The 14,325-nt window shown below is 41.7% G+C and carries 15 protein-coding genes; 13 read left to right on the forward strand and 2 right to left on the reverse strand.

The window, feature by feature from the left end; all coding sequences use genetic code 11:
- Positions 1–72: 72 nt before the first annotated feature.
- The 5 genes from ylqF to ACFORF_RS10100 all read left to right on the forward strand — a co-directional run bounded on the left by ylqF (position 73) and on the right by ACFORF_RS10100 (position 4,661).
- Complete coding sequence (gene ylqF / locus ACFORF_RS10080; RefSeq protein WP_380427840.1) at positions 73–924, forward strand: ribosome biogenesis GTPase YlqF; 852 nt, start codon at positions 73–75, stop codon at positions 922–924.
- Complete coding sequence (locus ACFORF_RS10085; protein ID WP_380427842.1) at positions 911–1,678, forward strand: ribonuclease HII; 768 nt, start codon at positions 911–913, stop codon at positions 1,676–1,678. The genes ylqF and ACFORF_RS10085 overlap by 14 nt, the downstream gene beginning before the upstream one ends.
- A 140-nt stretch (positions 1,679–1,818) precedes the next feature.
- Positions 1,819–3,156 carry a methylenetetrahydrofolate--tRNA-(uracil(54)-C(5))-methyltransferase (FADH(2)-oxidizing) TrmFO gene (gene trmFO / locus ACFORF_RS10090; RefSeq protein ID WP_380427844.1) on the forward strand — a complete coding sequence of 446 codons (1,338 nt, stop codon included), beginning with the start codon at positions 1,819–1,821 and terminating at the stop codon, positions 3,154–3,156.
- Positions 3,157–3,281: 125 nt separating this feature from the next.
- Positions 3,282–3,947 carry a SatD family protein gene (locus ACFORF_RS10095; protein ID WP_380427846.1) on the forward strand — a complete coding sequence of 222 codons (666 nt, stop codon included), beginning with the start codon at positions 3,282–3,284 and terminating at the stop codon, positions 3,945–3,947.
- A complete protein-coding gene (locus ACFORF_RS10100; RefSeq protein ID WP_380427848.1) occupies positions 3,948–4,661 on the forward strand; it encodes a DUF3307 domain-containing protein in 714 nt (237 codons plus the stop codon).
- A gap of 339 nt (positions 4,662–5,000) precedes the next feature.
- Here the strand turns inward: ACFORF_RS10100 and ACFORF_RS10105 are convergent, their stop codons facing one another.
- Entirely contained in the window at positions 5,001–5,363 is a 363-nt protein-coding gene (locus tag ACFORF_RS10105) for a YbaN family protein (protein ID WP_380427850.1), read from the reverse strand.
- A gap of 262 nt (positions 5,364–5,625) precedes the next feature.
- Here ACFORF_RS10105 and ACFORF_RS10110 point away from each other — a divergent pair, with 262 nt between their 5' ends.
- The 3 genes from ACFORF_RS10110 to ACFORF_RS10120 all read left to right on the forward strand — a co-directional run bounded on the left by ACFORF_RS10110 (position 5,626) and on the right by ACFORF_RS10120 (position 8,346).
- Positions 5,626–6,231 (forward strand): NADPH-dependent FMN reductase, encoded by a 606-nt coding sequence (locus ACFORF_RS10110; protein ID WP_380427851.1) that lies wholly within the window; start codon positions 5,626–5,628, stop codon positions 6,229–6,231.
- A gap of 10 nt (positions 6,232–6,241) precedes the next feature.
- On the forward strand, positions 6,242–7,486 hold the full coding sequence (locus tag ACFORF_RS10115; protein WP_380427853.1) for an NAD(P)H-dependent oxidoreductase: 1,245 nt from the start codon (positions 6,242–6,244) through the stop codon (positions 7,484–7,486).
- Between the two features lie 65 nt (positions 7,487–7,551).
- Complete coding sequence (locus tag ACFORF_RS10120) at positions 7,552–8,346, forward strand: formate/nitrite transporter family protein (protein ID WP_380427855.1); 795 nt, start codon at positions 7,552–7,554, stop codon at positions 8,344–8,346.
- 40 nt (positions 8,347–8,386) lie between these two features.
- Here ACFORF_RS10120 and ACFORF_RS10125 read toward each other — a convergent pair whose 3' ends face one another.
- Positions 8,387–8,911 (reverse strand): hypothetical protein, encoded by a 525-nt coding sequence (locus ACFORF_RS10125; protein ID WP_380427857.1) that lies wholly within the window; start codon positions 8,909–8,911, stop codon positions 8,387–8,389.
- Positions 8,912–9,173: 262 nt separating this feature from the next.
- On the opposite strand from ACFORF_RS10125, the gene ACFORF_RS10130 reads away from it, so the two are divergent.
- Genes ACFORF_RS10130 through ACFORF_RS10150 form a run of 5 tightly spaced genes read left to right on the forward strand, consistent with a single transcriptional unit; the run spans position 9,174 to position 14,295 of the window.
- Positions 9,174–10,076: an ABC transporter ATP-binding protein gene (locus ACFORF_RS10130; protein ID WP_380427858.1), complete on the forward strand. Its 903-nt coding sequence runs from the start codon at positions 9,174–9,176 to the stop codon at positions 10,074–10,076.
- A 1-nt stretch (position 10,077) separates the two neighbouring features.
- The gene (locus ACFORF_RS10135; protein ID WP_380427860.1) at positions 10,078–10,821 is read left to right on the forward strand and encodes an ABC transporter permease; all 744 of its coding nucleotides are present in this window, start codon (positions 10,078–10,080) and stop codon (positions 10,819–10,821) included.
- On the forward strand, positions 10,818–11,543 hold the full coding sequence (locus ACFORF_RS10140; protein ID WP_380427862.1) for an ABC transporter permease: 726 nt from the start codon (positions 10,818–10,820) through the stop codon (positions 11,541–11,543). The genes ACFORF_RS10135 and ACFORF_RS10140 overlap by 4 nt, the downstream gene beginning before the upstream one ends.
- A gap of 45 nt (positions 11,544–11,588) precedes the next feature.
- Entirely contained in the window at positions 11,589–12,341 is a 753-nt protein-coding gene (locus ACFORF_RS10145) for an ABC transporter ATP-binding protein (RefSeq protein ID WP_380427864.1), read from the forward strand.
- A 1-nt stretch (position 12,342) separates the two neighbouring features.
- A complete protein-coding gene (locus ACFORF_RS10150) occupies positions 12,343–14,295 on the forward strand; it encodes an FtsX-like permease family protein (protein ID WP_380427866.1) in 1,953 nt (650 codons plus the stop codon).
- Positions 14,296–14,325: the final 30 nt, after the last annotated feature.

Below are 14,325 nucleotides of genomic sequence, written 5' to 3' on the forward strand. Positions count from 1 at the left end.
TTCCTGCCAATAGTCTTATCCTGGTGTGGTATAATATAATGTAAAATATGAAAGTATGAGAAAGGGGAAAATATGGCTAACATTCAATGGTTTCCAGGTCACATGTCCAAGGCTCGTCGACAAGTACAGGAGAATATAAAATTTGTCGATTTTGTGACTATTTTAGTAGATGCTCGTCTGCCCTTGTCCAGTCAAAACCCAATGCTAACGAAGATTGTCGGTGACAAGCCTAAACTTCTTATTCTCAATAAGGCAGACTTGGCTGATCCTCTTTTGACTAAGGAATGGCAGAGCTATTACGAGAAACAAGGCATTAAAACCTTGTGCATCAACTCAAAGGAACAGTCTACTGTCAAAAAAGTAACTGATGCAGCCAAAGAGTTAATGAGCGACAAAATCTTGCGTCTCCGTGAACGTGGCATAAGAAAAGAAACTCTACGGACCATGATTATTGGAATTCCTAACGCTGGGAAATCAACTCTCATGAACCGTTTGGCGGGTAAGAAAATTGCAGTTGTCGGTAATAAACCCGGGGTAACCAAGGGACAACAATGGCTTAAGACTAATAAGGATCTTGAAATTTTGGATACGCCAGGGATTCTCTGGCCGAAATTTGAAGATCAGTTGGTCGGCCTTAAACTGGCTCTGACTGGGGCTATTAAGGATCAACTCCTGCCTATGGATGAGGTAACAATTTTTGGTCTTGATTATTTTAAAGAACAGTATCCCAAGCGTTTAGAAGAGCGATTTAAGGGGATTGATTTGGAGATGGAAACTCCTGAATTAATCATGGAATGGACAAAGAAACTCGGCTTTAGAGATGATTATGACCGTTTTTATAACCTTTTTGTCAAGGAAGTCCGGGACGGTAAGCTTGGGCTCTATACCTTGGACCGAGTGAGTGATTTAGATGGCAACGATTAAAGAGATAAAGGCTAAATTAGCTGAATTGACTAGTCTAGATGATTCTCATTGGGCTGAGTTTGAAGTAGATAGCAGAGCAGGTGTGCAGACAGCCATCAAGCAACGTCGCAAGGCAATCAAGGCTGAACAAGATGAAGAGCAGCGACTTGAGACTATGCTCCGCTATGAACAAAACTACTATGCTCAAGGCTATGATTACATCGCCGGTATCGATGAGGTTGGCCGTGGGCCACTTGCTGGTCCAGTCGTCGCAGCAGCCGTGATTCTCCCTAAAAATTGTAAGATAAAAGGTCTCAACGATAGCAAGAAGATTCCTAAGAGCAAGCACGAGGCCATGTATACAGCTGTTATGGAACAAGCTCTAGCCGTTGGGATTGGAATTATGGATAATGATGTCATTGACCAGGTTAATATCTATGAAGCAACTAAATTGGCCATGTTAGCAGCAGTGAAGGAACTACATCCTCAACCTCAGGCCCTCCTAATTGATGCGATGAAATTGGAGTTAAGTCTCCCTCAAGAATCCATCATTAAGGGAGATGCCAATAGTCTGTCTATTGCTGCAGCGTCTATTGTTGCTAAGGTGACGCGGGACCACATAATGAGTGACTATGATGCTCAATTTCCTGGATATGATTTCTCAAACAATGCGGGATACGGTACTGCCAAGCACCTTGAGGGGCTGGATAAACTTGGGGTAACTTCTATTCATCGAAAGACTTTTGAACCGATTAAATCGATTATCTGTAAATAAAGTAGAAATTAAAATTTAAATAGTTTACTATGATTGGAAAAGTAATAAATTTTCGTTCTAGTAGACTTTTTTGTTATAATAGACCAGTAATTTAACTAGAAAGATTAAGCTAGGCTTTCCTAGCAATGAGGTATTCGTGATTGTCTCAACCAACTTATATTAATGTGATTGGAGCTGGTTTGGCTGGCTCTGAAGCTGCCTACCAGATTGCCAAGCGTGGCATTCCAGTGAAGCTCTATGAAATGCGGGGTGTTAAGCCGACTCCCCAGCACAAGACAGACAACTTTGCGGAGTTGGTCTGCTCAAATTCCTTCCGTGGCGATAGCTTAACTAACGCTGTTGGTCTCCTTAAGGAAGAAATGCGCCGTATGGACTCCCTGATTATGAAGACAGGAGAAGCCCACCGCGTTCCAGCTGGTGGCGCCCTTGCAGTTGACCGCGAAGGGTTTTCAGAAGCGGTAACGCAGGCTATTTATGACCATCCGCTGATTGAAGTCGTTCGTGAGGAAATCACAGAGATTCCAGAAGATGCCATTACCGTCATTGCGACAGGTCCATTGACCAGCGATGCCCTGGCTAGCAAGATTCACGAGCTCAATGGTGGAGACGGCTTTTATTTCTACGATGCGGCTGCGCCAATCGTCGATGTCAATACCATTAACATGGACATGGTCTACCTCAAGTCCCGTTATGATAAGGGCGAAGCGGCCTATCTCAACTGCCCAATGAATAAGGAGCAGTTTACTGCCTTCTACGAAGCACTCATTACGGCAGAAGAAGCACCTCTCAATTCCTTTGAGAAGGAAAAATACTTCGAAGGCTGTATGCCGATTGAAGTCATGGCTAAGCGTGGCATCAAGACCATGCTCTACGGCCCCATGAAGCCAGTTGGTCTGGAATATCCAGAAGACTACAAGGGCCCACGTGATGGGGAGTACAAGACGCCTTACGCTGTTGTGCAGCTCCGACAGGATAATGCGGCTGGTAGCCTCTACAATATCGTTGGTTTCCAAACCCACCTCAAATGGGGCGAGCAGAAGCGGGTCTTCCAGCTCATTCCGGGCCTTGAAAACGCAGAGTTTGTCCGCTATGGCGTTATGCACCGCAATTCCTACATGGATTCTCCAAACCTACTCACACAGACCTTTGCGACCCGCAAGAATCCAAATCTCTTCTTTGCTGGTCAGATGACTGGCGTGGAAGGTTATGTGGAGTCTGCTGCCTCTGGCCTTGTAGCTGGTATCAATGCTGTCCGTCGTTTCCGTGGTGAAGAAGAAGTGGTCTTCCCAGAGACTACTGCCCTTGGCGCCCTGCCACACTACATCACTCATACCGAAAGCAAACACTTCCAGCCCATGAATGTCAACTTTGGTATCATCAAGGAATTGGAAGGGCCGCGTATCCGTGACAAGAAGCTCCGCTATGAAGCCATTGCTGAGCGTGCATTGACGGATTTAGAGAGCTATTTAAATTTATAAGCAATGCTTGACAGGTAGTTCATTAGTCTATAAAAGTCCACTATAATGGCAAAAATTAAATAATGCTGTTATAATGGACTTTTTTGTTTTGGTCTGTTATAATAGACTTTGGAAGAGGTGTTGATATGACTTATTTTGCAATTATTGGAGATATCGTTGATTCCAAAGAACTTTCAGAACGTAGAAGGCATCAAAAAGAGTTACAAGATTGCTTAGATGTTATAAATCAGACCTATAGTTCTGTTATCGCATCTAAGTTTTCTATTACCCTGGGGGATGAATTTCAGGGTTTACTCAGCCTAGATGCACCTATTTTTCATATCATTGATATTATTCGCTTTAGTTTGCCATCCATTAATCTGAGATTCGGAGTGGGTCAGGGAGAGATTTTGACTGAAATCAACCCAGACTTGAGTATAGGAGCAGATGGACCAGCCTATTGGTTAGCTAGAGAGGCGATTACCTACGTTCATCAAAAAAATGATTACGGCAACACGCAAGTCTGTGTACGCTTAGCTGATAAAGAGGCTCAAGAAATCATTAATAGTCTGATTTCTGCAAGTGAAGCCATCAAATCAAACTGGCGAGAGAGCCAGGCAAGTCTTCTTCATGCCTTGCTTGATATAGGGACCTACGAGGAACACTTTGACCAACAAGAGCTGGGGAATAGAGTTTCCCTAACCTCAAGCGCACTTTCTAAGCGTTTGAAAAGTAGCAATCTAAAGGTTTATTTGAGATCCCGTAATTCAGCACTTCATCTTATGAGTTCTTGCGTAAGGGAGGTAATCTAAATGACTGGTTTATCACATTATTTAATGGCAAATCCAGTCTTAACTTTGCTGTTCATTTGTCACTTCCTATCAGATTTTCACTTACAGAGTCAAACGGTTGCAGATAAGAAGGAACAAGATTCTTATTTCTTGAAAATTCATCTTTTTTGGGTCGCCTTGCCTCTGTTCCTTATTTTTTGTATAGGAAAAGGGCTCTGGTTGACGCTTTTATTAGTTCTGATAAGTCATGCCTGTATCGACTTTCTCAAACCATATGTTCGAAAACTGTTCAATCTGAGTCAAGCTACTAGCTTTGCCATTGACCAAATCTTGCATTTAGGGATTATATTTGGGCTGTCTACCTACCATAGCAATAGTAACTTGCCAGAATGGTGCTCCAGTCCTATACTCCTGTTTATTCTCTTTTTGCTATTGATTAGTAAGCCCACTAACGTTGCCTTTCGCATTTTTTTCAGGCGTTTTCAGCCTGAAGATGTAGAAAAAATGGATACCATTCCTGGAGCAGGTGCTACAATTGGCTTTTTGGAGCGACTAGCCATCGGAATTTGCATTTTCTTTGGGCAATTTGCTTCCATTGGCTTGATTTTTACAGCAAAATCGATTGCTAGGTATAATAAAATTTCCGAAAGCCCAGCCTTTGCAGAGTATTACCTTATCGGATCACTCTTCAGCATTATCAGCGCACTGTTGGCAGCTGGAATTTGTTTACTATAAATATAAAAGTCCGTACTAGATTTTTGACGGAAGAAGCAGTTTAATCTAGTTTTAAATGTATCATTTCGTCAAAAACTCAACATCAAAAAAACAATGAGGTTATTTAATTTACTCTCATTGTTTTTTTGATTCTAATCCATATCGATGGAATGATTGAAGGTCAATGATGATTTCGTACTCTTCCAAAATCATTCATCGTTAGGGGTTTCATAGTCAAGTCCCATATATCTCAGTTAAGCTGTATCATCTTATGAAATTTAGTGTGAGTATGCTTTCTTAATTCTCCCAATTTAAGAGAAGTTTTTTAGAGATAGAAACTCAAGATTGACACTTAAGGATTTACTCCTTATCCGGTATAACCTTGAAAATTTGATAAGTAATAAAGATAGTCATGAAAAAGAGAAAAATTTTAATAGGGAGAAGAGGGGCAAACCAAATTGAGATCCCCATAAGAATGTAAATCTGAACTATAATTTTCTTTTTACGTTCTCTGCTAATACTCTTGGTCTCCGCATAGTCGGCTACATAAAACTGATAAACCTTAGTTCCTTTGAGCCATTTTTCAAAACGCGGAGAACTTTTAGCAAAACAGTATCCAGCCAACAATAAAAGGGGCGTAGTAGGAACGAGTGGTAAAACTATACCTGCAATACCGACAGCCAAGCTGATCGTTCCGCTAATAACAAGAAGTATACGAATCATAATTTTCCTCACAATGTTAATCAGTCACTTTTAAAAAGATAAGATTTATTCTACCTGTATCTGCTTAAATAATCAAGTTATTCACAAACTTTTTACTAAAAATCCTCTTAATTTTCAGTCATTTCACAAAATATTGTGAAATAAAACTCAAGCATTATAGTTGACTGTTTTGAAAACTTATGATTTTCAATTGACATTTTCATGAGAAAACGGTATCATAATAGTGTGCAAATTAAAATCATTTTAAATAAGGGGAGAGCCTATGAAACTCATTGGAATTGTGGGGACAAACTCAGCTAAGTCCACCAACCGTCAACTCTTACAATACATGCAAGACCATTTTGCTGACAAGGCTGAAATCGAGCTTATCGAAATTAAAGAATTGCCAACCTTTAACAAGCCGGCCAACCGAGAATTACCAGAAATTGTCCAAGAATTAGTTGAAAAAATCGAAGCAGCAGATGGCGTGATCATCGGTACACCTGAATATGACCATTCTATTCCTGCAGTCTTAATGAATGCCTTGGCTTGGGTGTCTTATGGTGTCTACCCAATGCTTAATAAACCTGTTATGATTACAGGTGCTTCCTACGGAACACTCGGGTCTTCACGCGCCCAATTGCAACTGCGTCAAATTCTCAATGCTCCTGAACTCAAGGCGACCGTTTTGCCAGATGAGTTCTTGCTGTCTCATTCTCTTCAAGCCTTTGGCTCTGACGGCAACCTCAATGACATTGAAACCAGCCAAAAACTGGATGCTATTTTCGATGATTTCCGCCTCTTTGTCAAAATGACGCAGAAATTGTCTAATGCCAAGGCCTTGCTTAAAAAAGAAGCAGAGAATTTTGACTGGGAAACCCTAGATTAAGGAGAGAATCATGAAATTAGTTGCAATCGTAGGCTCAAACGCTGAGCAATCTTATAACCGCATGCTCCTGCAATTTATGCAGCGGCAATTTAAAGTAAAATGTGAAATCGAACTCCTTGAAATCAAGGATGTCCCAATGTTTAACCAGGACGAAGACCGGTCTGACTGCTTTGCCCTTCGTTACCTCTACAATAAAATTACCCGTGCTCAAGGGGTTATCATTGCGACTCCAGAGCACAACCACACCATCACACCGGCTCTGAAGAGCACCTTAGAATGGCTGTCTTACAAGCTTCATCCATTGGAAAACAAGCCAGTCATGATTGTCGGTGCTTCATACTATGACCAAGGGACCTCTCGTGCCCAAGTGCATTTGCGTAAGATTTTGGAAGCACCAGGTGTTAATGCCTATACCCTTCCAGGAAATGAGTTCCTTCTTGGCCGTGCCAAAGAAGCTTTTGACGAAAAGGGTGACATCATCAACCCAGGTACGGTTCAATTTTTGGAAACCTGCTTGGATAACTTCATGAAGTATGTAGAGGTCGTGTCAAAATTGCAAAAACCAAAACCAATTGAACCTGAAGATTTGGATTGCGGAAAACCAATCGCAACAACTATCCGCGGCATCGATCCTGACGATCCAGACTGGCTGGACAAGGCTGCAAAACAGGTTAACGCTGTAGAAGGCAATACCTATGTTAAACTCAGCAACGGTCTGTTGACGGTTGACCAGTTGGATATGTTCCTCAACGCCATGCCATTTGAGTTGACCTATGCAGATGACAATAACCAATTCCTATACTACAACAACAAGCATCAAGAAGCAGCGACAATGCTTGGTAAACGGGTCAAAGAGCAAGTTGGAAATCGGATGAGAACCGTTCACGGCACCCTGCCACCTGCTCGGATGAAGAATGTCGAATGGGTAATCGGTACCCTTCGCAATGGAAATCAAGAATATGTGCGGACGATTGTTCCTGGAACACCACCAGAAATCATCAACACCCACAACTATCAGGCTATGTATTACCCAGATGGTTCTTATGCTGGCATCAATGAAATTATCTTCAACTTCAAACCGTGGTTGGATTGGTACTTAGAAGCGACTGGTCAGCGCTTGGTCGGTGGAAATGCAGCTCCAAGCATTCCTGGTGGAAAACCTGCAGCTCATGGGGCAGATGCGACATCTGGTGCATCTGAAGCAGCCAATGATTCAGCCGTTACCGATGCGATATCTGGTGCTTCTGAAAGTTAAGATATCATTGTTAGGGGTGGGCAACGCCTGCCCTTTCTATTATGATTTATGATTTAGGAGAGTTTATGTCATTTTTTGAAGAAAAAGTAGGAGCGGCTTGTGCCAAAAAAGAAGCTCTCTTTGATGAAAGCTTGAGCCGCTATGCCCTTCGGTCCATGTTTGCCGGGGCCTATCTGACCATGTCAACGGCTGTTGGGATTATTGGGGCAGATATTATTGCAAGTCAATTTCCAGCCTTGGCTCGCTTTGTCTTTACCTTTATCTTTGCAATTGGACTGGTCTTTGTCTTGATTTTCAACGGTGAACTAGCAACATCGAACATGATGTACCTGACAACGGGAGCCTATTACAAGCAGATTTCCTGGGGCAAGGCCATTAAAATCTTGTGCTATTGTACCTTCTTTAACCTAGTTGGGGCCATCATTTTAGCCTTTCTCTTTAACCAATCCTTCTCATACGCCAATCTAGGCGACAAGAGCTTTGTAGTAACAGCAGTAACGACAAAACTGGCCAAGACAGACTGGATGAACTTTATCGAAGGCATTACAGCCAATATGTTTGTCAACATGGCTATTATGGGGTATATTGTATTAAAAGAGGAATCTGCTAAGTTTTTCATCATCATTTCAGCCGTCTTCATGTTTGTATTCTTGATTAACGAACACTTGATTGCAAACTTTGCATCATTCATGCTGTTGGCCTTTAACCACGTGCGTGGCCAAGTTGAGACCTTTACCCTGGTTAATGTCTTGCGCCAATGGATTGTTGTCTTCTTTGGGAACTGGCTGGGTGGAGGCCTTTGTATCGGTATCGCCTACGCTTGGCTCAACAAAACCAAGACCAACCATAAGGAAGGATAGGCTAAAACAAGCTCTGGGAATTAATCCAGAGCTTGTTTTCTTAATCTTTAGAAGTTAGAGTGCCTTCTGTTGTTTTCTTTTTTAGTACAAAATCACGCGCATGCGCTAATGTATCAGTCATGGCCTTGACATTGTTCTGGGCTTTTTGTTTGGCTTGCTCTGCCAATTCTTGACTGGCTTCAAGAGTAGCTTGATCGACATAGTAGACCTTTATCAGAGAACCTGGCTTATATTTTCCAGACTTAGGTACTTGATCGACAATTTCTTGCGCATTGAGGGAAGCGTACTTCTTATCTGGTTTAACAAGGACCGGCGCTACGACAAATCCCTGTCTTTCCAAGTGTTCTTGCCCTGTCGTCAAGGAAAGATGGATCATGCTTTGTACTAAAATTTGCTCACCGATACCATCATAGTGGCGGTCAATAGCCTTGTCTATGAGAGGGGCAGCCTTATCAGTAACATTTTCTACCATTTTGACCGCATCAAACAAGCCGATTACGTTACCAACAGTGCCTAGAGCCTTGCCTGCCTTATTCAAAATTCCCGATTTCGTGACCATTGCCATTCTCTTTTCTCTTTCTTCTTAGCTTGATTATAGCAAAACTTCGACTTTTTAGCCGAAAAATACTTTTCTTTCATTTTTGTAAGGTTCATAGCAAAGCTTGTAAGACTAGAAGGTCTTAAAAAGCGTAAACTAGACTTAGAAAAACATAGGAGGAGAAGCAGATGCTGACCTTGCGATTCTACATAAAAATAGCCAGTTTTGGCCTTGTTGCCTGCTACCACGCTCTGCTATTCAAACACAAAACACGACAAGGAGACTTCAGATGAAAAAGACGATCATTGAAACAAGAGGATTGACTAAAGAATTTAAGACAGAGCGTTCGGTTGATAACCTGTCCATCTCTGTTCAAGAAGGGGAGATTTACGGTTTTCTTGGGCCCAATGGTGCTGGAAAAAGCACTACCTTAAAAATGTTATTAGGGCTCTTACAACCTACAGTTGGGAGCATCAAACTTTTCGGACAAACCTTGGACGGCAATCATCAATCTCTATTAAAAAACGTTGGCTCTCTTATTGAAGAACCGTCTTATTATGCAAATTTAACAGGTTATGAAAACTTGAAATTAGTCCAAAGATTGTTGGGTTTACCTGAGGAAAATATTGATAAGGTACTTGATATCGTGAACCTTACGCCTCATAAGAAAAAATTGGTCAAGCAATATTCCTTAGGTATGAAACAGCGTTTGGGCATTGCTCTAGCCATCCTTAAATTTCCTAAATTGCTAATTTTGGACGAGCCAACCAACGGCTTAGACCCAGCTGGTATTCAAGAAATTCGTGAATTAATTAAGTCTTTACCTCAAAAATATGGGATGACGGTTATTATTTCTAGTCACTTACTCTCTGAAATTGAGCAGATGGCCACGACTGTTGGGATTATTCATCATGGGAAACTTTTGTTTGAAGGAGCACTGAGTGAATTGGAAGATGAAGAGCGCTATCTCATTAGGACGAATGATGATAGGCAAGCGAGTTTTCTTCTGATGGAGGCGGGGTTTCAGCTAGAGCTTAGCCAAGATATTCTCTTAACCCACGCAGATAAGGTTATGGTTGCAAAGGCAGTTAAAGACTTGGTTAATTCTGGCTTTGCCATTTATCAAGTTCAACCTATCCGTAAATCACTGGAAGATACCTTCCTAGAAATGACGACGGGAAAAGGAGTGTAATATGGGACTCAGACTTTCACTAGAATTTATGAAATTAAAACGTCGCTTTATTGTACTTCCCTTAGTCTTAATTATTGCCGTTGGATTGGGTTGGACTCAGGTTATTACAATGACAAAACTCACCGGAGAACAGTTAGTTTTATCAAAATTCTTTGATCTTGCGACGATTAATAGCCTGATTTTACCGCTCTTTATCTGTGTCTTATCAGCTCGGGTGATGGAACTGGAGCATATGGGAAAAACCTTTAAACTCTTGCAGTCTAGTAATGAGACACCTGAGCAACTCTTTGGAGCCAAAGTCGTTCTTATGATGCTCTTTTTGATACCTGTGTCTACCTTACAGGTTGGTTATTTGGTTCTTTTTGCTCAGGAGCATGGGAGCTTACTGTCTTTTGGGTTATTAGCTAAGTTCGTTTTTTCATTCTTATTTATTGGGTTAGCCTTATCAATGCTCCATCTCTTTCTTGCATTTGCCTTTCCTAAGCAGACTGTGACGATTACCGCTGGTTTAATCGGCAGTTTCATTTCTCTCGTAACAGGAGGCATGTTACCAGGTATGGTTCAGGCTTTTATTCCTTGGCAATATTATGAATGGATAAGTCCTATAACGCGTAATCGAGTTGGTGATGGATTCATCTTTGAGTTGGATAGTTGTTATGTTCAAAAAATCGGTATTCTGATTTTCATCATTAGTCTAGCTTGGCTAGCTATCCAATCCTGGTTTAGAAAGGTGGATTTGTTATGATTGGCTTTGAATTTAAAAAAATGAGAAAAAGCGCCATTCCTATTTTGCTGATTGTGTTTAATCTTATCGGAACTGGTATCGGAACACTGATATTTGCTGCCAATCGTCAGTACCTTGTTGATGGGACAGAGAGTTTGGTTTTGTGGGGTCAGACTGTATTCTATGCTTCACAGCTATTCTCACCTATCTTACTGGCTATTATCTGCTCTATTTCCTGTCAATTTGAGGAGCAGGAGAAGAATTGGCAACGACTATTAAGCTTGCCAATGACCGTTAGTCAGATTTTGAAGGCAAAATTCCTATCTTTGGCTTTTGTTTCCCTTGTTTGTCAATTGATTGTTCTCGTATTCTTTCTGATCAGTGCAGTAATTTTACAAGTTCCATTGGAAAATTGGTATCTCTTTATCTTTTGGACAGTGACTGGCTGGTTTGGGACTTTACCGATAATTGCAAGTCAACTTTTTCTTAGTATCCGCCTAAGTAATTTTTCAGTCCCAGTTTTACTGGCTACCATTTTGAGTGTTGTAGGGCTTGGTACTCTGTTCATCGGACAAGGTCTCTTCCAGTTGTTTCCCTATAATTGGATTGTTATTGGAGAGAGAGCAAGAGCCTTATCTATGTTTAGTCTAAAAGAATTTAGTCTTTTTATAGGCCTGGGTCTTGTCTATATTGTTCTGTTTTACAATTTGGCAAAACTCGCTTTAAGAAAACGATTTGTATGAGGTTTCCCCTCAAAAATAAGCTATAATAATAAAAGGAGTCATTGTATGTTTTTAGAAATCAATCATGTTGAAAAAGTCTTTAAGACCCGGTTTTCAAAGGAAGAAACGAGAGCTCTGCAGGACGTGGATTTTCAGGTACAGGAGGGCGAGTTCATTGCCATTATGGGGGAGTCTGGTTCTGGGAAAACAACCCTACTCAATATTCTAGCAACGCTGGAAAAGCCAACCAAGGGTTCTGTCATTCTAAATGGACAAGACATCACCGCCATCAAAGAAAGCCAACTAGCAGATTTTCGTCTGAAGAATTTAGGCTTTGTCTTCCAAGATTTTAATTTATTGGACACCTTGTCGGTTCAAGACAATATTTTTCTTCCGCTAGTCTTAGCCCGCAAATCACACTTGGAGATGGCGTATCGATTGGAGCAATTAGCTCCCAAATTGGGGATTCAAAGTCTGCTAAACAAACGCCCTTTTGAACTCTCAGGAGGACAAAAGCAGCGGGTAGCCATTGCGCGTAGTCTCATCACTGCCCCTCAGTTGGTCTTAGCAGATGAACCTACAGCTGCCCTTGATTATAAAAATTCAGAGGACTTGCTGAAACTCTTTGAAACGATCAACATGGATGGTCAGACCATTCTGATGGTCACTCACTCAGCCAATGCTGCTAGTCATGCCAGTCGCGTATTGTTTATCAAGGATGGGCGGATTTTCCATCAGCTCTACAAGGCCAATAAGACCAATACTGACTTTGCCAAGGAAATTTCCCTCTCTATGTCAGCCTTGTTAGGGGGTGAGTAACATGTTCTACCTCAAACTCGCTTGGGGCAACCTTAAAACATCGCTTTCTGTCTTTGCTCCCTTTGTTCTTGCAAGTCTCGTACTCTTTTCTCTACTAGGTTCAACTAATTTGGTTCTTGCTAGTCCTGTTGTTAAACAGATGCAACATGGAAGTATGTTACTCATGCTAGCGGTTATTGTTTTGACAATGTTTGCGGCCATTATGGAAGTCTATTCCTATAACTTTCTGCTCAAACAACGGAGCAGGGAATTTGGCCTCTATAATGTCCTTGGAATGAACAAGGGGCAAGTGTCCTGGATTGCCACCCTAGAATTGCTCTGCGTTTTTCTCGTGACAGTCCTCTTAGGAAGTGTGGTCAGCAGTATTTGTTCTCATATTCTCTACCTGATTTTTGTGAGATTGACTGCCTACGATCGATTGGATTTCACCATAAATCCAACGGGGCTAGTGACAACGGTCATTATCTTTGCCTGTATTTTCTGTTTGTTAGAAGGAATTGGTCTCTTTCGAATTCAAAAAAGTTCGCCCCTGATTCTCTTTCGGACTCAGGAACGGGCAGAGAAAGAGCCTCGTGGGAATGGCATGCTGGCGTTTCTAGCCTTGCTTTGTCTTGGAGGTGGCTACATGCTATCCATCACCTCTAGTAAGATTGGGGCGCTAGTCGTCCTCGCTCGCTTTTTCATCGCGGTGATTCTGGTCATCATCGGAACTTATCTCTTTTATATTTCCTTTACGACCTGGTTTTTGAAAAATCGCAGAGCAGACAAGGCTTATTTTTACAAACCTGAGCATTTTATTACAACCTCTCAGATGCTCTTTCGGATGAAGCAAAATGCTGTCGGTCTGGGAAATATCACTCTGCTTGCCATCATGGCCTTTGTAACCGTTGCAACCACCTTTTCCCTTTATAGTAATGCCACAAGCATGTCTGACGCACTCTTTCCAGAAAACACGCGCGTGGATTTCTCCGTAACAGAGCGTGCACAAGGAGAAGCGGCAGTAGCAGAGATTTTTGGTGACAAAGACAAAAGAGAGGCAAGTACCTATTTAACAACCTTGCTACAGGTTAACGCGCCAAGGGGAACAACATGGTCTATTACTGAGGAACAGATTGCTTCTCCGGATATTTCTGTGAATTTTGCTTATCTGATGACCCAGGATGATTTTCGAGGTTTGGGCAACGAGCTCCCCAAGCTTGGAGATAAGGAATCCGCACTCTATGTTCAAAATGGTCATTATCAGATTAAAACGATTGATTTTCTAGGACAAGAGTTTGAGAATGTGGCCAATCTGTCACACATTAAGATGCCGGATAGTATCAACACTTATAACGCTGTTGTCCTAGTGGTGGCCAACGATAAGGTCTTGGCTCAGCTATTGACCACCTACCAAGCTATTCCTAATAATCGCTTTACCAGTGATCTGAATTACACAGCCTTTGTCCACGTAGATGACCAAGAATTTGACGCGACTATGAACCGTCTCAAGACTTGGAACGCTCAGCATCCTGATCAGGCTGGTTGGCTTCAAACCCAGAGTGATTTTCTGACCAGCGAACTCAATCTTATGGGTGGTTTTGTCTTTACTGGTTTCCTATTGGGTATTAGTTTCTTGCTTGGTGCGGCTCTGATTATTTACTACAAGCAGTACACAGAAGGAACTGAGGACAAAAAATCCTATCGCATTCTCCAGGAAGTTGGGATGAGCAAGGAAGCAGTCCGCCATACCATTAATTCCCAGACAATCTTTGTCTTTTTCCTCCCACTTGCCATGGCAGTGCTGCATTTCATCTTTGCCTTGACCATGCTAAAGCAGATGCTCCTCCTGTTTGGCGTGACTAGCTCTAATCATGTTTACCTCGTAAGCAGCGTGACCATACTGATTATTATCGTTATCTATTTCATTATTTATCGTTTCACCAGCAAGACCTACTATCGGATTATTGAACGATAAGGTATTTAAACCTATCATTTTTTGAGATGT

Origin of the sequence: Streptococcus caprae (genome assembly GCF_042649745.1) — a bacterium.
Taxonomy (GTDB): domain Bacteria; phylum Bacillota; class Bacilli; order Lactobacillales; family Streptococcaceae; genus Streptococcus; species Streptococcus caprae.

Bases quoted from the DNA above. Each gene is read 5' to 3' on its own strand.
- ACFORF_RS10085 (WP_380427842.1), top strand. From the start codon at position 911: ATGGCAACGATTAAAGAGATAAAGGCTAAATTAGCTGAATTGACTAGT.
- ACFORF_RS10095 (WP_380427846.1), top strand. From the start codon at position 3,282: ATGACTTATTTTGCAATTATTGGAGATATCGTTGATTCCAAAGAACTT.
- ACFORF_RS10120 (WP_380427855.1), top strand. From the start codon at position 7,552: ATGTCATTTTTTGAAGAAAAAGTAGGAGCGGCTTGTGCCAAAAAAGAA.
- ylqF (WP_380427840.1), top strand. From the start codon at position 73: ATGGCTAACATTCAATGGTTTCCAGGTCACATGTCCAAGGCTCGTCGA.
- ACFORF_RS10140 (WP_380427862.1), top strand. From the start codon at position 10,818: ATGATTGGCTTTGAATTTAAAAAAATGAGAAAAAGCGCCATTCCTATT.
- ACFORF_RS10115 (WP_380427853.1), top strand. From the start codon at position 6,242: ATGAAATTAGTTGCAATCGTAGGCTCAAACGCTGAGCAATCTTATAAC.
- ACFORF_RS10125 (WP_380427857.1), bottom strand. From the start codon at position 8,911: ATGGCAATGGTCACGAAATCGGGAATTTTGAATAAGGCAGGCAAGGCT.
- ACFORF_RS10150 (WP_380427866.1), top strand. From the start codon at position 12,343: ATGTTCTACCTCAAACTCGCTTGGGGCAACCTTAAAACATCGCTTTCT.
- ACFORF_RS10130 (WP_380427858.1), top strand. From the start codon at position 9,174: ATGAAAAAGACGATCATTGAAACAAGAGGATTGACTAAAGAATTTAAG.
- ACFORF_RS10110 (WP_380427851.1), top strand. From the start codon at position 5,626: ATGAAACTCATTGGAATTGTGGGGACAAACTCAGCTAAGTCCACCAAC.
- ACFORF_RS10105 (WP_380427850.1), bottom strand. From the start codon at position 5,363: ATGATTCGTATACTTCTTGTTATTAGCGGAACGATCAGCTTGGCTGTC.
- ACFORF_RS10100 (WP_380427848.1), top strand. From the start codon at position 3,948: ATGACTGGTTTATCACATTATTTAATGGCAAATCCAGTCTTAACTTTG.
- ACFORF_RS10135 (WP_380427860.1), top strand. From the start codon at position 10,078: ATGGGACTCAGACTTTCACTAGAATTTATGAAATTAAAACGTCGCTTT.
- ACFORF_RS10145 (WP_380427864.1), top strand. From the start codon at position 11,589: ATGTTTTTAGAAATCAATCATGTTGAAAAAGTCTTTAAGACCCGGTTT.